General features: G+C 62.1%; 17 protein-coding genes. 7 read left to right on the top strand and 10 right to left on the bottom strand.

From position 1 onward, the window contains the following. Together HNQ65_RS17320 and HNQ65_RS17315 are read left to right on the top strand one after the other, a co-directional pair. Positions 1–345 (top strand): hypothetical protein, encoded by a 345-nt coding sequence (locus HNQ65_RS17320; RefSeq protein ID WP_184341215.1) that lies wholly within the window; start codon positions 1–3, stop codon positions 343–345. A 70-nt stretch (positions 346–415) separates the two neighbouring features. After that, complete coding sequence (locus tag HNQ65_RS17315) at positions 416–2,929, top strand: glycosyltransferase family 2 protein (RefSeq protein WP_184341213.1); 2,514 nt, start codon at positions 416–418, stop codon at positions 2,927–2,929. Here HNQ65_RS17315 and HNQ65_RS17310 read toward each other — a convergent pair. Genes HNQ65_RS17310 through HNQ65_RS17295 form a run of 4 tightly spaced genes read right to left on the bottom strand, consistent with a single transcriptional unit; the run spans position 2,926 to position 7,270 of the window. Beyond that, positions 2,926–3,564, bottom strand: coding sequence for a TVP38/TMEM64 family protein (locus HNQ65_RS17310; RefSeq protein WP_184341211.1), 639 nt, complete (start codon positions 3,562–3,564; stop codon positions 2,926–2,928). The two genes, HNQ65_RS17315 and HNQ65_RS17310, sit on opposite strands and share 4 nt — an antisense overlap. A gap of 27 nt (positions 3,565–3,591) precedes the next feature. Further along, positions 3,592–4,983 carry a sulfatase family protein gene (locus HNQ65_RS17305; protein ID WP_184341209.1) on the bottom strand — a complete coding sequence of 464 codons (1,392 nt, stop codon included), beginning with the start codon at positions 4,981–4,983 and terminating at the stop codon, positions 3,592–3,594. Next, positions 4,980–6,098, bottom strand: a complete 1,119-nt coding sequence (locus tag HNQ65_RS17300) for a sialidase family protein (protein ID WP_184341208.1) — start codon at positions 6,096–6,098, stop codon at positions 4,980–4,982. Before HNQ65_RS17300 ends, HNQ65_RS17305 begins: the two co-directional genes overlap by 4 nt. Beyond that, positions 6,095–7,270 carry a TolB-like translocation protein gene (locus tag HNQ65_RS17295; protein ID WP_184341206.1) on the bottom strand — a complete coding sequence of 392 codons (1,176 nt, stop codon included), beginning with the start codon at positions 7,268–7,270 and terminating at the stop codon, positions 6,095–6,097. Before HNQ65_RS17295 ends, HNQ65_RS17300 begins: the two co-directional genes overlap by 4 nt. Before the next feature lie 123 nt (positions 7,271–7,393). On the opposite strand from HNQ65_RS17295, the gene HNQ65_RS17290 reads away from it, so the two are divergent. From HNQ65_RS17290 to HNQ65_RS26585, 5 genes are read left to right on the top strand one after another with little or no spacing between them, the layout of a single operon-like run. Further along, positions 7,394–9,379, top strand: coding sequence for an ABC transporter substrate-binding protein (locus tag HNQ65_RS17290; RefSeq protein WP_184341203.1), 1,986 nt, complete (start codon positions 7,394–7,396; stop codon positions 9,377–9,379). A gap of 3 nt (positions 9,380–9,382) precedes the next feature. Continuing rightward, positions 9,383–10,594 (top strand): STAS domain-containing protein, encoded by a 1,212-nt coding sequence (locus tag HNQ65_RS17285; RefSeq protein WP_184341201.1) that lies wholly within the window; start codon positions 9,383–9,385, stop codon positions 10,592–10,594. Between the two features lie 3 nt (positions 10,595–10,597). Beyond that, complete coding sequence (locus tag HNQ65_RS17280) at positions 10,598–11,527, top strand: ABC transporter permease (RefSeq protein WP_184341199.1); 930 nt, start codon at positions 10,598–10,600, stop codon at positions 11,525–11,527. 6 nt (positions 11,528–11,533) lie between these two features. Further along, positions 11,534–12,346, top strand: coding sequence for an ABC transporter ATP-binding protein (locus tag HNQ65_RS17275; protein ID WP_184341197.1), 813 nt, complete (start codon positions 11,534–11,536; stop codon positions 12,344–12,346). A gap of 7 nt (positions 12,347–12,353) precedes the next feature. Next, entirely contained in the window at positions 12,354–13,109 is a 756-nt protein-coding gene (locus HNQ65_RS26585; protein WP_221306201.1) for an anti-sigma factor antagonist, read from the top strand. On the opposite strand, the gene HNQ65_RS17260 is transcribed toward HNQ65_RS26585, so the two are convergent. The 6 genes from HNQ65_RS17260 to HNQ65_RS17235 are packed head-to-tail and all read right to left on the bottom strand — an operon-like array spanning position 13,078 to position 24,166. Beyond that, positions 13,078–14,463: a PP2C family protein-serine/threonine phosphatase gene (locus tag HNQ65_RS17260; protein WP_184341195.1), complete on the bottom strand. Its 1,386-nt coding sequence runs from the start codon at positions 14,461–14,463 to the stop codon at positions 13,078–13,080. The two genes, HNQ65_RS26585 and HNQ65_RS17260, sit on opposite strands and share 32 nt — an antisense overlap. Positions 14,464–14,515: 52 nt before the next feature. Then, positions 14,516–15,772, bottom strand: a complete 1,257-nt coding sequence (locus HNQ65_RS17255; protein WP_221306200.1) for a hypothetical protein — start codon at positions 15,770–15,772, stop codon at positions 14,516–14,518. Continuing rightward, entirely contained in the window at positions 15,769–17,025 is a 1,257-nt protein-coding gene (locus HNQ65_RS17250) for an MFS transporter (protein WP_184341192.1), read from the bottom strand. Before HNQ65_RS17250 ends, HNQ65_RS17255 begins: the two co-directional genes overlap by 4 nt. Before the next feature lie 24 nt (positions 17,026–17,049). Next, positions 17,050–18,501 (bottom strand): DUF1501 domain-containing protein, encoded by a 1,452-nt coding sequence (locus HNQ65_RS17245; RefSeq protein WP_184341190.1) that lies wholly within the window; start codon positions 18,499–18,501, stop codon positions 17,050–17,052. Continuing rightward, positions 18,501–21,113, bottom strand: a complete 2,613-nt coding sequence (locus HNQ65_RS17240) for a PSD1 and planctomycete cytochrome C domain-containing protein (protein WP_184341188.1) — start codon at positions 21,111–21,113, stop codon at positions 18,501–18,503. The genes HNQ65_RS17245 and HNQ65_RS17240 overlap by 1 nt, the downstream gene beginning before the upstream one ends. Positions 21,114–21,166: 53 nt before the next feature. After that, positions 21,167–24,166 carry a Calx-beta domain-containing protein gene (locus tag HNQ65_RS17235; protein WP_184341186.1) on the bottom strand — a complete coding sequence of 1,000 codons (3,000 nt, stop codon included), beginning with the start codon at positions 24,164–24,166 and terminating at the stop codon, positions 21,167–21,169. Between the last annotated feature and the right edge of the window lie 30 nt (positions 24,167–24,196).

Here is a 24,196-nt window from a genome sequence, read left to right as displayed (position 1 = left end):
ATGTCCGAACCCGCCTCCCTTCCCTCCAAAGCCCCGTGGTGGCTCGAAACGCTGCTGTGGTCCCTCGGCATGGTGATTGCCGTGGGCGTGGCGGCTTACATGAATGAAACCGTACGCGAGGTGGTGGCACAGGGCCTGGGCTATTTCTTTGGATTTTTGTCCACTCCTTTCATCCTGGAGGCCTCCACCGCCCTGGTGGGACTTTGCATTGTTCTCATCATCAACAGCCGCCGCATCGAGCGCGAAGGAGACGGCTGGGTGATGATGGAGGTGAAAGACACCACACCTGCCGCCGGTGAATCCGGCCAAGAGCCTGACGTTGCGGACAAAGCATCGCAGACCTGAATGTAGCTGGCCTTTGGAGCGTTGATGTTTCACCTTTCGGCACCGCTCCGAAAGTGAACTGAACGCCCGAATGATCACCGCTCTGCCGAACGCCCAAACTCCACCCGCGAAGCACGGGCTGCGTGTGGTGGCTGCGGGCAAATTTCTACAGCTAAGTGACGGAACACCGCACATGCTGCGGGGAGTGAGCTACGGGCCATTCAAGCCCAACTCACGTGGCGAACCCTTTCCAGAAGATGACCAGCTGGCCAAAGACTTGCGCCACATCGCGGGGCTGGGATTTAACACCGTGCGACTGTATGAAGTGCCGACCGATGCCGTGCTGCGAGAGGCCGAGTCGCATGAGCTGCGGCTGATGGTGGGCATCCCGTGGAGCGAGCATGTGGACTTTCTGGCAGACAGGACGCTCTGCCGTGAGATCGAGGCCCGGGTGGCCTCAGCCTGTGCCCGACTGCGAGAGCATTCATGCATCACGGCTTTTCTGGTGGGAAATGAGATCGAGAAGACGCTCGTGCGCTGGATGAAACCCCGGCGGGTGCGGGCCTTCATCGAAAAGCTCATCGACACCGCGCGGAGCAACGCACCGCATACTCTGGTGAGCTATGCCACCTATCCCTCCACCGGCTATCTGGTGCCGAGGAATGCGGACTTTCTGGCGGTGAATGTGTACCTGGAGACGGCGGACGCCTTCCGCGCCTGCCTGTCACAACTGCAAAATCTGGCGGGGCACCAGCCTCTGATCCTCACCGAGCACGGGCTGGATGTGGCGGCGCATGGCGTGGAGCGGCAGGCTGAGACGCTGCGCTGGCAGCATGAATACCTGCAGCGCAGCGGCTGCGCGGGAAGCGTGTGGTTTTCCTACACCGACGAATGGTACCGTGGCGGGCGCGAGGTGACTGACTGGCAGTTTGGCCTTGTGGATCATGGAAGAAATGAGCGTGCCGCCTGCACCGTGCTGCGTGGTTTGCCCAGCCTCATGCCTGCACCCGATGTGCCTCCGCGCATCTCAGTGGTGATCTGCACGCGGAACGGCGCAGCCACTTTGAGTGCATGCCTGAGCTCGATGTCCGAGCTGCGCTACCCGGATTATGAAGTGCTGTTGATCGATGACGGGTCGCGGCAGCGGATCGCGGAGATCGCCAAAAGTTTCCCTCAAGTACGCTACCACTATCAGGAGCATGCGGGACTGAGCGTGGCTCGCAACACGGGCGCACGGCTGGCTAGCGGGAGCATCATCGCCTACACGGATGACGACTGCCTGGCACACCCGGACTGGCTGCTGCACCTGAGCCATGCGTTTACCGATGAAAACGTGGCAGCAGCAGGCGGGCCAAACATCCCGCCGCCGCCGCGCAACCGCATCGAGCGCGTGGTGGCCGCTGCCCCGGGAGCTCCGGCGCATGTGCTGCTGGACGACACAGAGGCCGAGCACCTGCCAGGATGCAATCTGGCCATCCGCAAAGAGGCGCTGGAACTGGTGGGCGGCTTTCAGGAAGAATTCAGAACGGCGGGCGATGATGTGGACATCTGCTGGCGGCTGCGCGAGACGGGGCGCAGGCTGGTGTTTGTACCAGGAGCGATGGTCTGGCATCACCGCCGCTTCAGCGTCCGCGCATATCTGACACAGCAGCATGGCTATGGCCGCGCTGAGGCGCTGCTGATGAAGAAGCACCCGGAGCGCTTTGGCTATCTGGGCGGCGCGCGCTGGCGCGGGGGCATCTATGGAGATCAAAATCCGGCGGATCATCCAGTGGAAGGCAGCATCTTTCATGGGCCGTATGGGCTGGGGGCATTTCAGGTGATTTATGCCTCCTCCAGCTTCCGCTGGTGGGAATGGCTGACAGGCGTGCTGTGGCCCGCTCTGCTGATGCTGGCGCTCGTCTTCCACCAGCCATGGCTGGCGCTGGGTGTGCTGGCCTTTGCCTGCTGGGCGGCATGGCAGGTGAGCGTGCGCAATGCGGCTGCGTCAGGCATCCATGGCGTGGCCAACCGGCTGCTTCTGTGGTGGCTGAGCTTTCTGCAGCCCGTGGTACGCGAGTGGGCACGGCTGCGCGGCATGCTGACGCTGGGCGCCAGACCCAGCCGGCATCCGCTGCTGCCAGACATCATTCCTCCGGTGAGGCCGCATAAGATCACCTTTAGCCTGGGTACGCTGCGCTTCTGGAGTGAAGACGGTGTGGGCCGCGAGCAGTGGCTGAATGAAATGCGCAAGTCCTTCCGCACGGCACATGTGATCTTCCGTGAGGATGATGGGTGGCGGTGGTTTGACTTTGAGGCCTGGCCCTGGGCGGAGGTTTCTCGGGCGTATATGAGCGTGACAGAATTTCATTCCGAGGGCCGCTGCCTCACTCGGGTGAAGCTGCTGCTGCGCATCCGACGCAGTCTGGGCTGGCATCTCATTCTGTGGCTGATCGTGGCGGCCATCCTGATGGCAGCGGGTCTGCACTCGCTGCTGGTGCTGGGACTGCTGGCGACTCTCGGCTTTGTGCTGCTGGTGCCTCTGGGTGTATGGTATGTGCGCCGGGAGATGCTCAGCATGACGCGTGCCGCAGCCATCAAAGCTGGAATGACGGAAATGCGCTAGCGCCTGAGAACTTTGGCAGCCGCCAGCCAGAGCAGGACCGGGACGATGGCGCTGAGGGCGAAAGCCCACGCGGGCTCGCTCTGACCCAGATGCCCGATGCCCGCAAAGACAAAACCGGTGGGCAGCGAGCCGCAGGCCAGCGCCGGCAAAAAGACGCGCCAGCGCATGCGGGCCAGCCCTGCCAGGCAGGCGATGGCCTCCGGCAGCACAGGCATCCAGCGCGAAAGCGCGACCAGCCAGCCGCCGCGCTGCTCAAAGACTTCTTCTCCTTTGCGCAGTCCATCCTCGCCCGCGATCCAGCGCGCAGCACCCCGGCCCAGCCAGCGGCACGCGGCATAGGCGATGATGCCAGAGAGCATGGAGCCAGCGGCGCTGATCAATCCGCCCAGCCACCAGCCATACATCCAGCCCAAGGCCGACATCACCACGGTGGAGGGCACTGGCAGAAAGATGTCTGCGATGAGCAGTACGATGCCCGCAGCCCAGGCCCAGGATCCATAACCTTCCATCCACGCACGGGCTCCTTTGAGGCTGAAGGCCTGATCAAACTGCGCCCCCCAGATCATAAAAGGCACAATGATTCCCGCCAGGATGACAAGGATCAGGATAAGGAGCGAGCGGCTGCCATGGGTCATACGGACTAACACAGCAGGCAATCAGCCTCAGGGCAAGAGCGGCGCGGCTTTCTCCACCATTCCGGCCTCGCGCTGCCCGGAGCCCCGGCGGTGGATGTCGCCGATGTCCGCGCGGGCTTTTTCCGCGAGCTGGGTGAGACGCTGAACCACGTCCGGATGCTGCGTGGAGACCTCGTTCTGCTCGCTGACATCGTGACGCACATCATACAAGGCCAGCGGTGAGGTTTCGGGCTTTCGGCTGAGGTTTTTGAATTTGCCATCCAGCGGCAGGTAGAGCTTCCACTCTCCCGCACGCACCGCCTGCAGCTGATCCATGTGATAGTAAAAGAAGCCGTCGGCATCCCAGGGCGAAGTGGTTTTGGCGGCGTCGAATAGAATGGCGGAGATGTTGTGGCCGTCGATTTTGTGCGGCGGGAGACTGCTGCCCACGATGCTGGCCAGCGTGGGCAGCAGGTCCATGGTGGAGCAGAGCGCGTCATTCACGGCACCAGCGGCAATTTTACCCGGCCAGCGCATCACGCATGGCATGCGCATGGCACCCTCGGAGGTATCGTAGCCAGCACCTCGATAAGGGGCATTGCTGCCCTGAGGAGGATTACGCCTGACGGCACCGTTGTCAGATGTCCAAATGACGAGGGTATTATCGGCGATCTTCAGCCTCTCCAGCGCGGCTATGATCTGGCCGGTGCTCCAGTCCAGCTCCTCCACGGAGTCGCCGTAGTCACCATTGGCGCTTTTGCCCCGAAAACCCTCGCTCGAAAAAGGATGGCCGGTGGAGCCGGGCATGGTGTGCGGCAGGTAGAGGAAAAAGGGCGATGCAGCATGCTGCTCGATGAAGCGCACGGCCTCTTCAGTGCAGCGCTTCACCAGGTGGTCGCGGTCAGCGGGCGCTTCGATCACCTTTTCTCCGCGCATGAGGGGAAGGTCGGGCCACACGTCCGGCTTTCTGTCCTTCGTCATGTCATCGCTGTAGGGGATGCCGAAAAAGTCATCAAAGCCCTGCTTCGTGGGCAGAAAGGCGGGCTGATCCCCCAGATGCCATTTGCCGATGCACATGGTGGCGTAATCCGCGCTTTTCAGAATCTCCGCGATGGTGACCTCGTCAGGATTGAGCCCCTTGTGTGCCAGCGGCTGCAGCACAGCGCCGCCGGTGTCGCTCACGTGCATGCCCACACGGCGCGGGTAGCAGCCCGTCATCAAGGCAGCACGGCTGGGCGTGCAGACACCGCTGGCCACATAGAAGCTGGTGAACTTGGTGCCCTCCGCCGCGAGACGATCCACATGCGGCGTTCGGTGCAGCTTTGAGCCGTAGCAGCCAAGATCGCCGCTGCCAAAGTTGTCTACAAAGATGACAATGACATTCGGCTTCGCGGCAAAGGCGCTGAGGGAGAACAGCAGTAGAAGGCACAGTGTTTTCATGGCACTGGTGCCTCCCAGACTACCACACCCATGTGATAGTGATCGCACTCGGGCGCGGACTTGGAATAGTAAGCCGTGATGATCTTTCCATTCGCAAGCTGAATGCTGGAAGGATAGCCGCAGTCACTCACCTCGCTGCGGGCGAGGCGGACGGGGGCGCTCCAGGTTTTGCCGTCATCACTGCTGAACTTGGCGCAGACGCCGTGGCGTCCTTCGATGCGGACCCCGTAGCTGAGGAGGAGGCGTTTGTCAGCGAGACGGGTGAGGTGGCCGTTGATCTCGTTGCGTTCGGTGACTTTAAGCGGCTGGCCCCAGGTGGCGCCATCGTCATCGCTGCGGAAGAGCTCCATCTGCGTGGTGCGGGCGGCGGCGAGCCAGCTTTTGCCGCCGAGAGGAAAGATGTCCGTCTCATTATGAGTGGGGCCAATGATGGACTGGGGCTTCCAGGTGAGGCCGTCATCATCGCTGCGGAAACACCAGGAGCGCCAGGATTTAGTTTTGAAAGACTTGGTCGGATCGGCGATCTGGCCCTGATAGCAGGAGGTGCGCAGAATGCCATCCTGAGCGATCCAGATGTCGCCAAAGGGGATGTGCTCGGTCCACTCATCTGACTCGGTCGCAGGAAAAGAATCGCTCTTGCTCCAGGTGCGTCCGGCGTCCTTGGATCGCATGATCCAGCTGCGCAGCACGGCATCGCGGAACGGGATTTGCTTGGGCCTGTTGGGCTGCTTCAGATTGGTCCATCCAGAGCAGAGCACGAGGAGGTCGCCATTCTTCGCCAGTCCTGCCGCATGGTTCATGCGGATGGTGTCCGGTTCATGCTGGGTGACGGTGCTGCGCTTTTCCCACTTGAGGCCATCGCTGCTGGCATAGCAGTCCACATCTCCCTGCAGGGTTCCATGACCGGGCTGATTGAAAAGGATGGCGATGAGGCTGCCATCCGGCATCAGCGTGAGGTTTGGCCAGGCGCAGACATTTTCCACGGCCACCACGCGCCGCAGCCCCACAGGCTCCGCCTCCTCAGCAGCGAGAGAAGCGAATGGGAACGTGAAAAGGCATGCTGCGGTGAAGAAAAGTTTCATGCCTCCCTCAAACGCCGCAATTGTGGTGTTCATTGCGGACGCTCAGCCACCATCAGCCGTGTGAAGGGGCCGTCGCTCACATTGTAGTAAATGCGGCGGCTGTCGGCGCTGAAGATGGGATGCGGGTGATTGCGCCGCCAGGATTTGGCCCCGCCATTCTGGGCAAAGCTGTGCAGCAAGACCCATTTGCCGCCGCACATGTCGGCGACCATGACGCCCCATTCGTCGCCTTTGCCGCCAGCATTGCGGCTCATGCCATCGGTGACCATGAGCGTGCCGTCTGGACTCACGGAAGGATGCGTGCCGCTAAGGTTCGGCACATCCTTGAGACGGGTGTATCGCGCTGGATTGTCAGAGATGTCGAAGCTGATGTTTCCCACCTCAAAGATGTGCTTTGAATCAGGCGTCCAGGCTGGATGACCCCATTGATTGCGCTGCCAGACGCACGCGCTTTTTTCAGTGTCATAGACCACCGTGCCCTGGCGATGGCTGGCGCCGCTGGACATGTAGTTGTCTCCACCATTGCCGGCAGCGACTTTAAAAAAGGCCTTCTTCAAATCGGGACTGAGCACGGGAAAGAAAACAGAGCAGGGCTTGCCTGCGAACTCCTTCTGCAGCCAGTCGCCGTATTTGGACTCGACCTCGCTGATCTTGGCATAGGTGGTGGTCTTGCCGGTGGCGGCGTCCCAGACTTCGAGGTCGCGATATGGCCCCGGATTCCAATGGCAGCCATACATGGGCAGCAGATCGCCCTCCGGCCTGCCGAAGCCGACCTGATGATCTTCGGCGACGATCGTCCTGGCCAGCGTGGCCACATCGACCACGACGACGCGCCATTTTTTGTCGATGACTTCATGATAAGCCACACGCTTCCCGCCAGACAGCCACTGCTGGCAGGCCACACGGTGGGCGTCCTCGGTGTGGATGTTGTCAGCCAGCACCGTCTCCTTGCCCGTGGCACGCTCGATCATGCGGACCTCCCCCACCTGGCCTTTGGGATCGGTGGAGGTGAAAAGCAGCACGTGCCTGCCGTCCGGGCTTTCAGGATTGGTGAGATAGTAGCTGTGCGTAGTGTGCCGGCCCTCCACGACGGACACCGGCTTGATGACAACATCCTTGGACCACGCGGCGACGGGGTCGGCATCTTCTCCATAGGCAAGAAAGCAGGTCAGCAAAAAGGTGATGGCAATGCGGAGGGTTGGCATATGGGACTGAACGATATCAGCGACCTGGCTTGATCATCAAATGAAGGCGGTCGTTTCATCAAACACGTCGGATTAAGGAAATCGCGTTGAACTGCGTCTGCTTCCTGCTCTTGGTAGCGACCGATGGTTCACACTCTCCGTCGCCTCCTGCTGGGCATCTTTTTGATCATGGCCGCTGCCAGCGTGCTGCTGCTGTCCGACCTCGGGTCGCGCGTGAAAAGCACGACGGCACCCAAGCCGGGTCGGACCATGCGCGTGGCGCTGCTTCAGCATGCCTCCCAGGCGATCCTGGACCAAGGGCGTGAAGGCATGATCAAGGGGCTGAAGGATCAAGGCTGGGAGCAGGGCAAAAACCTGGAGCTCAAGCTATACAACGCCGAGGGCGACAATGCGGTGTCACAGACCATCGCCAAAGAGATGGCCGGTGGCGGCTATGATCTTCTGATGACGATCAGCACGGTGTCTCTGCAGGCGGTGGCAAACGCCAACAAGGCGGGTGGCACGCCGCATGTGTTTGCGCTGGTGTCAGACCCCTCGGTGGCAGGCGTGGGCGTGAGCAAGACCAACCCGCTGGAGCATCCGGCGCATCTCGCAGGCTTTGGCACGATGCAGCCGATCTCACAGGCGTTCAAAGCCGCACGCGAGATGAACCCCGCCTTGAAAAAAGTGGGCGTCGTGTGGAATGCAGCAGAGGCCAACTCCGAGGCGCAGGTGAAGCTGGCGCGTGTGGTTTGCAAAGATCTGGGCATCGAGCTGATAGAATCCACGGTGGACAATTCCTCCGGCGTCGCCGAGGCGGCGTCGGCTCTGGTGGCACGCGGTGCGGAGGCCCTGTGGATGGGTGGTGATGTGACAGTGATGACTGCCGCCGAAAGCCTGATCGCCACCGCCAGAAAAGGCGGCGTGCCTGCCTTCACCGTCATTCCCCCAAATGTGAAAAAGGGCGCGCTGTTTGATCTGGGTGCAGACTACCTCGAAGTGGGCCGTCTGGCAGGCAGCCTCGCGGGCGAAGTGCTCAATGGCCGCAAGCCGGGCAGCGTGCCCATCGTCAATGTGATGCCTGAGATGCTGGCGGTGAATGCACAGGCGACCCAGGGATTGAAAGGATCATGGAAGATCCCGGAAGAGATGGTGAAGCGCGCGAAGATCGCCATTGATGCAAACGGCGTGGAGCATGTGGCCGCAGCCGCTGAGGTGCCAAACCCCAAAGGGAAAAAGTGGAAAATCGCCATCGTGAACTACATCGAGTCCGGCCCCTCCGAAGACACCTCTGCCGGCATGAAGGCTGCATGGAAGCGCAGCAAGCTGGTGGAGGGCAAGGACTACACCGTCAGCTATCGCTGCGCGCAGGGGGACATCGCCTCCCTGAGCGGCATCTTTGACGCGGTGCTGACGGAGAATGCCGACATCATCGTACCGCTCTCCACACCCTCCCTGCAAACAGCCGTGCAAAAGGTAAAGCAGACGCCCGTGGTGTTCTCGCTGATCGCCAATCCCATCGTCGCAGGCGCAGGAAAAAGCTACACGGACCATCTGCCCAACATCACCGGCGTATCCGTACTGGCTCCGGTGGAGGAGGCGATGGCGATGATCCTGAAAAACTTCCCACAGTACAAAAGACTCGGCACGCTGTTCTGCCCGGCGGAGGCAAACTCCGTCGATCTGAAAGAATCCTTTGAAAAGCTCTGCAAAGACCACGGCCTCACCCTCGAATGCGTGGCGGTGAACACTTCCAGCGACTTGGCCGATGCGGCTCTCTCTCTTGTGTCACGGCCCATTGATGCGGTGGTGCAGATCTCCGACAACCTGAGCAGCACCGGATTCAATGCGATCACCAAGGCGGCGCGTCAGACGCAGAAGCCGCTCATCAGCCTGAACAGCACCACCGTCCCGCTGGGCGCGGCGATTGCCATGGGCCGCGACTACTACAATACAGGCGAAGTCACGGTGGAGATGATCGAGCGTGTGATCCGTGGCGAGGATGTGGCAAAGATGCCCTTCATCCTGCCGCCGCGTGTGTTTTTCAGCACCAGCCCAGCCAATGCCGCCGCCGTGGGCATGACCCTGCCGCTGGAACTGCTCAAGCAGGCGGACAAAGTGAACCAGTGACTCATGGAAATCTCCCGCCAAACTTCCGGTGATCTGATCATCCTGCGCCTCGCGGGGCGGCTGGATGCCAACTGGTGCAACCACGTGGAATCCGCGCTCTCCGCCACCGTGCGCGACGGCGAGCACCGCCTGCATCTGGACATGAGCGCGGTCAGCTACATCAGCTCCGCAGGCATCCGCGTGCTGCTGGCCTGCCACAAGCAGCTGCGCGCCATCAACGGTCTCTTTGGCGTCATCCGTCCATCTGAGGCGGTGCGCTCGGTGCTGGAGCTTTCCGGTTTGCAGATGCTCATCACCTCGGAGACCGTCGCAGCAGCCACCGAGGATGCCGGTAAAAAGCTGGCATCTCCAAGCGCAGCGTATGAGCTCTTCCCGCTCGGGGGCAGCGGCATGAAAATCGAGACCGTGGGCGAGCCCGCAACGCTGGCCCGTGGCTGCGGCGGCGCACAGCCTACCACAAGACGCTTCGATGCAGCCACGGTGGCGCTCGGCGTGGGCGCACTGGGCGGCAGCTTCGCCGAAAACGCCGCGCGCTGTGGCGAACTGCTGGCGGTGGCAGGTGTGGCGGCCTTCCAGCCTGCGGACGGCTCCAGCCGCCCTGACTTCATGCTGAGTGAAGGTGCTCTCGTTCCAGAAGGGCAGCTCGTGCTCGGCCTGTCCGCTCAGGGTTCCTTCAGCTCCCTGCTGCGCTTTGAGGCCAATGACGAAGACCGTCGCAGCGGCCTCACCGAGCTGATGCAGACGGCGCTGGAATCCAGCGGTGCAAACGCAGCGGTGGTCGTGGCGGTGACAGAGACGGCGGGGCTCGTCGGCGCGTCTTTGCGTCAGTCTCCGGCATCTGAAGCAGGCGCAGCGAATGAGCGCTTCGGCTTTCCGCAGATCCGCGACTGGCTTTCCTTCACCAGCGAGCGGTCGTTCCGAGACAGCACCTCGCTCGTAGTCGGCGTGATCGCCAGGCCGGGTTCTGCTTTTGACGCACTGCTGCGTCCGTTGGCTCGTGGCACGGATCTGCTGGGCCATCTGCATGCGGCGGTCTTTCCCTACCGCCCGCTTCGCAAGGGGCGCATCGATTTGCAGCCTGCTGTGACGAGCCTCTTCGACGGGCAGGCTCTTCAGAGCGTGCTGCACCTGATCTCCGATCCGCGTGGATTCAACGGCGCAGGCGAAAGCGAATTCTACCGCGGCGCCGTCTGGACAGCACCCATCATCACCTGACGCATGACTCTTCTCATTGGCGCATTGATCATCGGCCTCAACCTGGCGCTTTTGGCGCTGGGGGTTCTGGTGTCGTTTCGCATCTTTTCTATGCCAGACATCACCACAGACGGCTCCATCACACTCGGCGCGGCCATCGCAGCGGTGCTGCTGGTCAAAGGAGTGAACCCGCTGCTGGCCACGATGGCGGGCGCGCTGGGCGGCGCTGCAGCAGGCGCGGTCACGGGCGTGCTGCACACCAAGTTCAAGATCAACTCGCTGCTCTCCGGCATTCTGGTGATGACCGCGCTGTACTCGGTCAACCTGCACATCATGGGTCGCAGCAATGTGCCGCTGATGCAGGCCACCACGCTGGCGAGCTACGGCGAGAGGCTTGGCGAATGGCTAGCAGGCGGGAAAACCATCCACATCCTCGGCTGGCCGGTGGCTGCGGCGGATGCAGCGGTGCTCTTCCTGGCGCTCGTCTTCAGCTCCGCCGCTGGCGCTGCGATGTTCGCCTTCTTCCGCACGCAGATTGGCACCGCCATGCGTGCCACGGGCGACAACGCCCAGATGATCCGCGCGCTGGGTGCCAATGTGGAGGGCAACATCATCCTCGGCCTGGCGCTCTCAAACGGCTTTGTGGCCCTCTCCGGCGCGCTGCTGGCGCAGTACCAGGGCTTTGCAGACGCGCAGATGGGCATCGGCATGGTGGTGTGGGGGTTGGCCAGCGTGATCATCGGCGAGGCGCTGACAGGCACACGCAGCCTCGGCATGAATATCATCGGCGCGATCATGGGCTCGGTGCTGTTCCGCCTGCTCGTCGCCATCGCGCTGCGCTGGGGCTTGAACCCAAACGACCTCAAGCTCATCACCGCGCTGTTTGTTTTTGCAGCGCTCGTGCTGCCCGGCTTCATCGAACGCTGCAAACGCAGGCCCACCTCCGCCACCTGACCCGCCATGCTCGCGCTTTCCGGCATCCGCAAAACTTTCCACACCGGCACGGTCAATGAAGTCCGCGCGCTGCGGGGTGTGGACCTGACCATCGAGCCCGGCTCGTTTGTGATCGTGCTCGGCATGAACGGCTCGGGCAAATCCACGCTGCTGAACGCGGTGGCGGGTTCCTTCTATGTCGATGAAGGCAGCATCGAGCTCGCAGGGCATGACGTGACAAAATGGCCGGAGCACAAGCGTGCGCGGCTGATTGGTCGCGTGTTTCAAAATCCCTTCAGCGGCACTGCACCGACGATGTCCATCGCTGAAAACTTTGCGCTCGCCTGCAGACGCGGGCAGTCACGCGGCCTGGGCTGGGCCCTGGCTCCGAATCTCATGCAGCCGCTGCGCGAGCGCATCGCCACCCTGAAGATGGGTCTTGAAGACCGGCTGGACAACGCCATCGGCTCCCTCTCCGGCGGCCAGCGTCAGGCGCTGACCCTGCTGATGGCCACGTGGCTGAAGCCCGAACTTCTTCTGCTGGATGAGCACACGGCGGCACTGGACCCCAAGAGCGCGGACCAGGTCATTCAGCTCAGCGATGAAGTGATCCAACGCGACAAGCTGACCACGCTGATGGTCACGCACTCGATGCAGCAGGCCGTGAGCCTGGGCGATCGCATCATCATGATGCACCGCGGGCAGGTGCTGCATGACATCCGTGGCGCAGAGAAAAAGCGCCTGCGGCCCGAGGATCTGCTGGACCGCTTTGACGAGGTTCGCCGCCGCGAGCTGCTGGATGAAAGCGCCGCCGCCATACTCAACGAGCTCTACATCTAATACCGCTGTGCCTGCGCCAACACAGAGCCTCACCATCGCCGCAGATCTCGCCGAGCTGGCACGGGTGATGACGATGATCGATGACTTCAGCACCCGCATGAGCATCGGCGCGACGGATGTCTCCGCGCTGCATCTGGCGCTGGAGGAGATCGTCACGAATGTGATCACGCATGGTTATCAGGGAAACGCCACGCGCTCGCTGAGCGTGCAGATCGAAGCCTTGGCCGCAGACCGCATCCGCGCCTCCGTGACCGATGCCGCCCCTGCCTACAATCCGCTGGCCAGACCCGAGGTTAACACCAGCCTTCCGCTGGAAGCACGGCCTGTGGGCGGGCTGGGCGTGCATCTGGTGCGGAAGCTGATGGACGTGTGTTTTTATGAGCACCGCGACGGACAGAATATATTCACCATTGAACGCCAGCTGGGACGTGCCGCCGGAGCCGCAGCCAGCATGAGCATCGCGGCCTCCAGACTGGCTGCCTCTGCCACGCTGACTCTCAGCGGCCGCCTGGATGGCCTCTCCAGCCCTGATCTGGAGCGGCTGGTCAGCGCGCTGATCACCTCGGGCGTGCGAACGCTCACGTTTGATCTATCGAGCTTGGACTACGTGAGCAGCGCCGGCCTGCGCATCTTTATCATCGCCGCAAAGAAGCTCAAGGCAGGTGGAGGAGAAGCACGCTTCACAGACCTCTCCCCCGCCGTGCACGAGGTCTTCCAAATTTCAGGGCTGCTCACAGCACTCGGCGTAGCGCCACGAGCGTGATGTCATCCGCCTGCGGTGCCTCGGCCTGATGCGCGAGCACCGCCGAAACGACACGCTGCACGAGCTGCGCGCTGCCAGACACAGCACCACCTGCCAGACACTGCTGGATGCCTGCACTGCCAAAGAGGGCATCCTTCGGATCCTGTGCCTCCGACACTCCGTCTGAATACACGAGCAGCGTTTCATGCAGTGCCAGCTTGCGCTGCTGCGTGGCATACACCGTCTCTTCAAACACACCCAGCGGCGCGGCGCGCGGCCCCTCCAGCCAGGCAAGGTCACCTGCGTCTGAAATGACGGCAGCCAGCGGATGCCCGGCATTAGCCCAGGTTAAATCTCCAGTGGCTGGATCAAAAAAGACCGCACAGGCAGTGACAAATTGCATGGTTTCATTGCGCTCGCACAGCAAGCGGTTCACCTGCGCCAGCAGCTCTCCGGGATCGCGCACCTCTCGTGCGAGAGTGCGTACTGCCATTGCCGCCAGGGCCATGAAGACAGCGGCAGACACCCCCTTCCCTGACACATCTCCCACAAGAGTGAAGAAACGCCCGTCCGGCAGGAAGAAGCCATCATAGAGATCACCGCCCGCCTCGCGTGCCGGTTGGATGAAGGAGGCAAAGTCCACTCGCTGCTGTTCAGCAGTGGTGAGCGGTGGCGGCAGCAAACTGAATTGAATCTGCCCCGCAATTCGCAGCTCGCTCTCGATGGCCTCACGCGCGGCGGTCTGCTGCTGCAGCGCGGCGATGTGCTCCTGCAAGCGGTCCGCCAGAAACTCCATGGCCTGCGCCACAGAGCCCACCTCATCGCTGCGCAGCGCCTCTTTGGCCACGCCAGAACGGTCCCAGCCGGTGGAGGAAAAATCGCTGGCTGCCAGACCGCGCAACGCATGCGCGAGGCGGGCCAGCGGCTGCTTGAGCTCCATGTTGCTGAAGACCACGCGCTCGGAGATGAGCGAGGCCACATGCCGGTGCAGCGCCACGGCCAGCTGCGGATGCAGGCTCTCCGCTTCTCGCAGCCGGGCCGCAGTCAGACGCCACAGCTTGACCGCACTGACCGCCTCCACCGTGGCAGTTCGCGGCTCGGAACGATACAGCGCCATCTCTCCCAAAAACTGCCCGGGCCCCAGCCTGCGCAGTTCGGCACGTCCCGCACCCTCCACCTCCAGCACCACCGCCAGCGTGCCTGACTCGATGAGAAACATCGCATCAGCAGCATCTCCCTTGCGAAACAGCACCTCTCCAGGCGCGAGCGTGAGCGTGTCCATGAACTCGATCCAGACACTCTGCTCAGACGCATCAGGCGCAAACGCAGCCAGTGATGCGGCAAGTGTGGAAGACAGGGCGGGAGTCACACCCATGTTTTCTCACGCCACCGCCCCCGCTGCAACCAGCGATGCAGCCGATGAAGGTCTATTCACGCCAGTAGAGCGACTCCTTGGGCACGGTGTATTTGACATCCAGCTCCGGAGTCTGGATGACCTCGCCCTTTCGATAGAGCGACTCTACGGCGGCAATCAGCACGCCCGAGGTCAGCAGCGTGCGCTCCACAGGATAAGGCGCACGATTCTCCAAAATCATGTCCTCAATATGATGAATCAGCGGATTGAAAAAGTCCGCCGTCGTGGAGCTGGATCCCGGCATAGGCAGAAACATCTGGCAGGAGGTAATTTGCCCGGTTTCGCTGTTGAGTCCCGCGTAGTTGAAGTCGCGCACCGGCAGCATGAAGAGCGTCGTATGGAAGCCGTCGCGATGCTCGATGAAGTAGGCAAAGGCATCCGGGAAAACCTTGCGCGCCCAGTCAAAGCTGACGGGCTCCAGCGGATACCCCTCCACAGGCCACGTGCGGCTGCGGGAGAGGGCAGCGGCTAGCAGGCGCTGCGTGTTCTTCCGCGTGGCCGCATGCGCCCACATTTTTTCTCCGCGCAGGGCCAGTACACTTTTGACGCCCACCTCGCCATCACGGCGGCGCTCAGACATGCACTGCGCCGTTTCGAGACCGTGGTAGTCGTATTTCTCGATGCCGCCGTAGCCGACTGCCACGCTCTCCGAGAGCGGCGTACCCCATGGAATGTCCACCGCAGGCAGGCGTCGCGTTACAGGCAATGAAGAACCCGCCAGGAAGGCAAAGCTGAGCCGCTTCGCATCGGCCACCATCTCGGTGCACTTGCTCCATTCGGTGGAGAGATGCTTGTCGTTGAAGACCGGCACGCTGCGACCGCTGGCCTCGAAGACTTTGACGATCTCTTTGAAGAATTCGTAGCGCGGGTAAAGCGTCTGCCCTTTTTCGTTTTCAGGATACTGGCCGTGTTCCCCGATGAGGACGACTCCATCCACAGCCAGCTTCCCGGTGCCAAGGGTCAGCGCTTCAGCGATGCTCGAATAAATGGGGATGTGGTAGCGCTCCGAACGCCCCCTCGCGAGGTCGGTCTCAGGAAATTGTGCAACATAGAGCGAGACGAGATCCGTGCGCGGCGGCAGCCACTCTCCCGCCCAGACATAGCCAATGGCAAGGCGGTCCACGAAGTGCATCGCATGCGAGTTCTTGAACATCACCGTGGCGATGAGCGCGATCTTTTTGCGGCCAGTTGCTGGAGCAGCATGGGCGGCGGCCGCTGCGGCAGCGCCTGCCATGAGAAAGGAACGACGGGTCCAGGATAGGGTGCTCATGAGGAGGATGAAGGTGTGTCAGATTTGCTTTCCCAAAACAGCCACAGCGGTACCACCGCGATGAGCGGCAGGCAGGAGGCCAGCATCAGCCCTTGATCAAACGAGTGCGTACGATCCGCCAGCCTGCCAAAGAACTGCTGCGCCTGCGCTGGCAGCATCCAGGCCACGACTCCAGCGATGCCGGTGATCTTCCCCTGATGCCGTCCCGACAGATCCTGCGTGAAGGCATGATAAAGCGGGAACACCCCCAGTGCACCGGCTCCCGCGAGCATGAAGACCGCCAGCAGGCCCCAGCCATGCGCCAGCCACGGCGTGAGAGCGCAAGAAACACAAAGCAGCCCACAACTAGCAAAAACGATCACGCGTGCGGCATGCACAGACATCCGGCCACGCCCCAGCCAAACAGCGAGCGCCCCAGCGCCAATGCAGCCGACATCCGTGGCAAGATACCACGCCGAGGTGAACCACAGCGTCTCCGCCTCAGAATAGCCACGCCCTTCCTGCAGAATTTTCGGCAACCATGCCCGCAGAATCTGCCAGGTGGTGTTGATGCAGGCGATGACCACAAAGACGATCAGCATGCGCCGGATAAAGACCGGGCTCCAAATTCCCGCGCCTTCTGCTTGCGCTGACTTCTCATCCCGCCCAGGCGCAGGCAGATCCGCACTGCGCACCAGCGCAAACCACAGCACCAGCCAGCCAAAACCGGTGATTCCCACGACCTGGAAAGCTGTGCGCCAGCTGCTGAGCTCGGACGTCATGAGCGCGCTCATGATCAACGGCGTGATGATGGCACCCACCGAGGTGCCGCTCTGCAGCACGCTGTTGCCAAAGGAGCGCTCCCGGGCGTCCAGCAGCGCACGCGTGGTACGTATGCCGCAGGGCCAGTGACCAGCCTCAAAGAAACCCAACGCCATGCGGCACCACAGCAGCTCCTGCTCAGTGTGCACAAAGCCCGTCGCCAGCCCGGCCAGCGACCACATCGTCAGCACGATGGCATACAGCCAGCGCACGGAAAAACGATCCGCCGCCCAGCCGAAGACGATAGACCCCGCCGCAAAGGCGTAGGCAAAGACAGCCTCAATGTGTCCATACTGCTCCTGCGAAAGACGGAACTCCTTCGTGATGCGCACCGCCGCGTTCGCCAGCGTCTGGCGGTCCATGTAATTGATGGCCGAGGCCAGCAGCAGCAGACCGCAGATGGTCCACTTCCAGACCGCCGAACGATGGAGTGGGTTCGGTGCGGCGGTCATGCGGGATGAGTGCTGAGCAAAAGACTAGGCCAGCAGTTGATCCACCACCTTCGCGCCCTGGTTGTCCGTCAGCGAGGCGGCGAGGCCGTTGCGCTTGTAGGTGAGCTTGGTGTGGTCGAGACCGAAGGTCTTGAGCAGCGTGGCGTGGTAGTCGTAGTGCTTCACTTCGTCGATGATGGCCTTGTGTCCAAATTCATCGGTCTCGCCATGCACGTAGCCTTTTTTGAAGCCGCCACCGGCCATCCACATGCTGAAACCGTAGGTGTTGTGGTCGCGGCCCCACTTCTCGCGTCCGGCGTCGTTTTGCAGCACCGGCAGGCGGCCCATCTCACCGCCCCAGTGGACGACGGTGGTGTCCAGCAGACCGCGTTGCTTGAGGTCGATGAGCAGCGCCGCACTGGGCTGATCGGTCGCCTCGCAGTTTTTTGGCAGGGCGGTGATGAGAGAGCCGTGCTGGTCCCACGACTGCCCGGCATTGAGCACCTGCACGTAGCGCACACCACGCTCCACCAGACGGCGCGCGATGATGCAGCGCGTGGCGTAGTCCTTGGTGATCGGATTGTCCACGCCGTAAAGTTTCCGGACGTACTCTGGTTCCTTCGAAATATCGAGCGCCTCCTTGGCAGCGGTCTGCATCTTGGCGGCGAGTTCGTAGCTGGAGATGCGCGCCTGCAGGTCGAGCTCACCAGGATGAGCCGAGAGGTGGTCCTCATTGAAAGCCCGCAGCAGATCGAGCTGGCGTTTCTGTGGCGCACCTGCAAGCGAGGCAGGAGGATCGAGATTGAGAATGCGCGGCTCCGTGGCGCGCACCAGCGTGCCCTGAAAGAGCGCGGGCAGCCAGCCATTGGTAAAATGCTCACCGCTGAAGGTGGGCAGACCACCGGGATGAGAGAGCACCATGTAGGCGGGCAGTTCATCCGTCTCGCTGCCCAGACCGTAGGTGAGCCAGGAGCCCAGCGCAGGGCGGCCCGCGGTGATGCGTCCCGCATTCATGGCATAGAGACCCTGCGCATGATTGCTCACACCGGAGGTCATGGAGCGGATGAGCGTGATCTCATCCACCACCTTGCTCAGGTTTGGCAGCAGCTCGCTGATCTCCATGCCACATTGCCCCTGTTTGGCAAACTTCCACGGCGAGCCAAAGCACTTCGAGGAAGCCTGCGCGAGGTTGTCATACTTGATCTCTCCAGGAAATTTCTGCCCGTGATACTTGGTGAGCATCGGCTTGGGATCAAAGAGATCCATCTGCGAAGGCCCACCCATCATGAAGAGGGAGATCATGGCCTTGGCGCGCGGCTCAAAGTGCGGCTTTTTCGGCGTGAGGTCGTACCGTGTCTCGCCCGTGATGCTCTCAGGCTTCACTGGGGCGGCGAGCAGGCCGTCCCGCTCAAGCAGCGAGGCGAGCGCCAGCGTGCCGAGGCTGTAGCCATTGGCGTGCAGGAAATGACGGCGGGAGCAGAGCTGGGGGCGGTTCATTATTCGACGTAGAGAAAGCGGTTTGAGCTGCAGAGGATCTGGCAGAAGCTGGCCATGGCCTCCTGCGGCGGATTGGGCACGACACCTTTCGGATGCTGGATGTCGTGATGATACTGCGTGAGCGCCTTGGTCTGCTCATCCAGGTAGGCGATGCCACGGGTCACATCGGCCTGCGACGCGGGCTTGCCAAAAAGCAGCTCCCACACGCGCTTGATCTGCTCCACACGGTTGCCAGGTGCCGCAGCCTCCAGCCGGTCTGCCAGACGGCGCGAGCTGTCGAGCACGAAGGTGTCATTCATGAGCAGCAACGACTGCGGTGCCACGGTGGTCTGTGCACGTAGCTCGCAGTTGGGCGTCATGATCGGCGCATCAAAGGTATCTAGAACGGTGACTGGCTTGCTGCGGCGCACCTGCACGTATATGGAGCGGCGGAAATCATCCGCACCACCGGGATCGACCTTGTTCACGGTGATGGTGCTCTTGTCGATGCCCGTGATGACTCGCCCCTGGGCATCGCGGCCGATGCCGCTGGGCGGGCCATAGCTTGACTGCACCAGCGTGCCGGTGACGGCCAGCATGGAGTCCCGCAGCGTCTCAGCATCGAGACGGCGCAGCTTGAAACGCGCGTAGAACCTGTTTTCGAGATCAGCCTGCAGCGAGGCCTGATTCACAGAAGACTGGCGGTACGCGCTGCTCAGGAGAATGAGGCGATGCAGAGGCTTGAGCTTCCAGCCGCTTTTCACAAACTCATCAGCCAGGTAGTCGAGCAGCTCCGGATGTGTGGGCAGCTCGCCCTGGCGGCCAAAATCTCCCGGCGTGTTCACGATGCCGCGGCCCATGTGGTTCATCCAGAAGCGGTTCACCAGCACACGTGCCGTGAGCGGATGCTTGCCGCTGGTCAGCCACTGCGCATAGGCCAAACGTCGGCCGCTGGATCCGCTGCTCACGGGCACCGGCTTGAAGGGCTCGATCTGCGGACTGGCCAGGATGCTGAGCTCTCCCGGAGTCAGCGCCTGCTTGGGCTGATCATGATCACCACGATTGAAAAGCTTGGTCGCCGGCACCTGCCCCTTCACTTCCGTCAGCGCCATCACAAAGCCCTCGACCGGTTTCGTGTCCCGCAGCTTTTTGGCCTCGGCCATCTTCGCGTCCACGATGTCCTGCTTCTTCTGATCGTAGAGATTCAGCGAATATGTGGCGAGCGCGGAGGGATATTTTTTGATCAGCGCTTTCTGCTCCGGCGTCTGCTTGGCCACAGGCGTGTCACGAGCCACCCGGAAGGCGGCCTGCTCGGCCTCGGGCACCTTCTTGATCTCGACCTCAAAGATCTCATCCAGGAACTTTTTGCTCATCGCGCGGGCTTCAGCCTCGATCTCCTTGGCCTTCACCTCGATCTCGGCGGCCTTGGCGCGCTCCTGCGGAGAATAGAGGGAGTAAAGGCGCTGAGCGGGCGCACGCCAGGCCTCCCAGTTGTAGGCAGGATCCAGCACGGCGCGCAGGCGGTAGTAGTCCACCTGGGTGATGGGGTCATAGCGGTGGTCATGGCACTGCGCGCAGGCCACTGTCAGTCCCATGAGCGACGAGGTCATGACCTTCATCTGCTCCGCGATGACCTGGTTCTTGGCCAGCTTGGCATCATCCGGTGCGTCCCCGGTGCCATCCGGAGCCATGCGCAGGAAGGCGGTGGCGATGAGCTGGTCGGTGCGATGCGGGTCCAGCACCGCCTGCTGGTAGTCTGCGTGCGTGGCGCCTGCCAGTTCATCTCCGGCCAGCTGCTCCTGGATAAACTCATCCCAGGGCTTGTCCGCATTCATGGCACGGATGACGTAGTCGCGGTAGCGCCAGGCCTGCGGGCGCACTGAGTCGGCCTCGGAGTAGCCGTTGGAGTCGGCGTAGCCCACCACATCCAGCCAGTGGCGCGCCCAGCGCTCGCCGTAGTTCTTGGAGGCCAGCAGCCGTTCCACCAGCTGCTCATAGGCCAGCGAAGATTGGTCATTCACAAAGGCCTCCACCTCCTGCGGCGTTGGCAGCAGGCCGGTGAGGTCCAGCGTCACGCGGCGGATCAGCGTGCGGCGGTCGGCCTCAGGCGCAAAGCTGAGCCCCTGCTTGGTCATCGACTTCAGCAGAAAGGCATCCACCGGCGTGCGCACCTTGCGGTTGTCCACGTCCTTGGGCACGGCGGGGCGCTTCACAGGCTGGAAGGCCCAGTATTCACGGTCATCGTCCGAAATAATCGGTCCCGGCGCGAGCGCCATCGGCTCCGGCTTGGCCGTCTTCGCACCCTGCGCGATCCATTTTTCGATGGTCTCCAGCTCCGCCGCGGAGAGCTGCTTGCCCTTCTTGGGCATCTCGCCGTTTTTGATCAGGCGCACGAGCTCGCTCTGCTCCGGATGCCCGGCCACGACGACCTGGCTGCCTCCATCCAGCTTCTGATCCATGAAGCGGCGCAGGCGTAGGTCCACACCGCCCTCTGGCTTTTCCTCCTCGCCATGGCAGTGGGTGCAGTGCGCCTTGACGATGGGGCGCACGTCTTTTTCAAACCTGAGCACACGCTCCGCACCGCGAGCGGTCACGGCGAGGGCGGAAAAAAGAACAACAGACGTCAGCTTCATCAGGGGGTGGCAAACCTACGCCCCCAGTGAGCCCGTTTTTGCCACCATTTCACTCAGGGCATGGTCACACGCAGCCGGATAAAGCGCCATGAGGACGCCGTACTGGCCACATTGTCACGCACGACCTTCATGCCAGCCGGGCTGCCGCCTGGAGTCACATCGGTGGTGTCGGTGGTCCAGGTCACCAGGTCTCCGGAGACTTCGGGAATGCACGTCACACCGCTCTGCTGGCTCGTGTAGGTCATTTCGAGATGAGATCCATTCAGCCGGCTGGTGGGAGCATTGGCCGAGGCCGCATTCCCTGGCAGACTGCCAAGCGCATATTCCACCAAATTCGCCAGCCCATCGTTGTCCGCGTCTCCAGCAGGTGCGGCCGTGGGCGCATTCGCTCCCGCCGCCCCCAGATTGGTGTAAAGCCAGGCGTTGAAAGGTGTCTCATTGATCGTGAGCGTCGCAGTCGTGGCGCCGCCCAGGCTGGCATACAGCGGGCTGCTCAGTGTGACGCTGAGGTTTTTGCTCGCTCCAATAGTCGCGGTATTGGCCACCGGGATGCTGATCGTTTTCGGCGCGGTATCGCCATCCAGCCAGCTCAGCAGACCGCTGACAGCGGTGTAGTCGGCACCAGCAGTAGCGATACCATTGGCGGTCGTGTAGCTCACCGTCGCAGGGCCCGTGCTGCCGCCGGTGCGCGTCACGGTCAGTGATGCGGTGCCTGCATTTTTCTGTGCTATGGCGCTGGGGCTGGCATGCTGCACGGCACCGGGCGGGTTGTTGCCCTTCCAGAAGTTCAGCAGATCAACGAGAGCCTGAGGGGCATTGGTCGGCACGCCGAGATTGTTGGCCTGATCCTTGGTGTTTACCCCATGGCACACCGCGCAGGTGCGCACCTCGCCGGGGGCAAAGTTGACCCAGTAGCGCTCCTTGATCACGCTCTTGGTCCCGGTGCCGTCCATGAGATGCCAGCTCACTGCGCGCCGCGCGGGCACCACCGCCGCCCACGAGCCATCCGTCCCCAGCTTCACCGCACCGCTGGGTGTCCCCTGCACCGTCGGCATTTCAGACAGGTTTTGGTGCAGCGGCATCGGCATGATGCGCCTCCCCGGCCAGCCACCAGCAGGCAAACCTGCAGGCTGGTAGCCACGGATGGCATCTGACTGCAGGATCTGCAGATAGCCGATGTCATAGATCTTATCCCCATTTTGATACGTGGAAGACAGCGTCTGCGTGGAGGACCATGAGACCTTCAGATTGAAAGGCTGCTGCTTGTCGGCGGCGTCACGGTGGGTGGAGTTGCGGTTTACCACCACGGCCAGGTTGCGCGTCTTGAGATAATTCTGAAACGTCGGCGCGTGCACGCCCACGGAGTCAAACACGCCCTGCTCCACACTGGCGATGGCGCTGTTTAGCTGCGCCGGTTTTGACGCGCTGCGGTTCAGCACCTCCACGGGGTCCAGCTCCCACAACGGCGCGCCCGAGTAAGTCAGCGTCTGCCCGTTCGCGATGTAGCTGAGGCTCACATTCGCCGGCGACGTGGGATTGTTGGAAGTATCCGCCACATACGTCGCGCCAGACAGGATCAGCATGCGCAGCCTGAAGCTATAGCGCGACTTCGGACTCGTGGCCGTACCGGAGTTGTTGTCATACTGGTCCGCCAGCGTGTGCACCGCCAGCAGCGTCCCGTCGCTCAGCGGCGTGGGATTGCGGTAAATGCTCACCGGCGAGCCCAGCGGTGATTGCCCCAGCGCGGTGTTCGGCACATTCACAAACGGAGTCACGAGATTCAGCGTCAGTGAATCCGGATTGGTGCTGATGCCCAGATCATAGCTCAGCAGCGAGCCTGCTGAGTGCGTGCCAAACTCCGGAATGCTCGTGGCGTAAAATCGGCCCGGCGTCACCGGATCTTCGACCACATTAAACATGTGCACCGTACGGTTGCCGGTGGCCGTCGAGTTCACCAGCACAGGATCGTCCGTGAAGCTCTTGGTGAAGCTGGGGCTGATCTCATGTCTGCCCGCATGATTTTGCACTTCATGGCTGGAGCCGTCCTCGCGGCACTCCCACGGGAAGAACTGGTTGAAGGCAAGCCCGTTGATGTTCACTCCGGCGGCGAGTGCGGTCTTGTCAAAATTTCGCGGCTCAGGGTAGTTGTTGTAGGTCGCGTAGTTGGCCGTGGTGCCTGCGGTGTAGCCGGAGTTGGCCGCTTCACTGTCATAGGTCCGGTTCCCGTTGCTGGTCTGCGTCCACGTTTCCCCAATGCTCGTGTTCGGCACACGGTCATAGGTGGCGAAGACATCGCGGGAGAGGTGGTCCCACTGCACAAAGATGACGCGCCCTGCGCTGTCGATAAAGGGCGAAAACGCCCCGGATGGCGTGTGCACGATCTGCACCAGCTCGTTGCCATTCGCACGGTCCAGACGCCACAGCCCCGTGTTCGTCGGCTGGGACAGGTATTCATCCAACTGCGGATAAAGCGCGGCATCAAGATTGCGCGGAGCATCGGAGACAAAGATGATGCGGTCCTGCGTGTCGTAGCAGGCATAGACGTTGTTGTAGTTGGTCGGCTGCCCGCTCACCAGCGTGATCACGGGCGTCTGGCCTGAGGCAAAGTTGGTGATCTCGTACAGCTGCCAGTGAAACACCGTGGTGTCGGAGGTGGATGTGGGTGCGCCCACCACCATGGCAAAGATGGCCTTCGTCCCGCTCCAATGCATGAAGGGGTGCGCCACCGCGATGCTGCTGGCCCCTTGGAATCCGGTGGCGTTAAAGTTGGCGTCCACCGCACCGCCATAGCCGGCGGCATTGGTCAGATTGCGTCGGGTGCCATTCGCATACCGGATCCACAGTGCACCGCCACGAGGCGCGTTTTCCGGCGTCGCCTGCGGATTCTGCATCGCACTGGCGATGCTCATGCGCGTCAGTGTGATGTCATGATTGCTGCTGCTCAGAATCTCATCCGGCACCGGAACCTGCGTGACGTAGAGCACGTCCTTGTTCAGGGTTCCGGCGAAAACTGTGGCGCTGAACGCGACCCATGCAGCGAGGATTTTTATCATGGATAATCTCCATAATGTCATACTCCCGGC

The sequence above is a fragment of the Prosthecobacter vanneervenii genome, assembly GCF_014203095.1.
GTDB classification, from domain to species: Bacteria; Verrucomicrobiota; Verrucomicrobiia; order Verrucomicrobiales; family Verrucomicrobiaceae; genus Prosthecobacter; species Prosthecobacter vanneervenii.
Note: the sequence above shows the minus strand (reverse complement) of the source record. Positions and strands in the feature narration are given on the sequence as shown.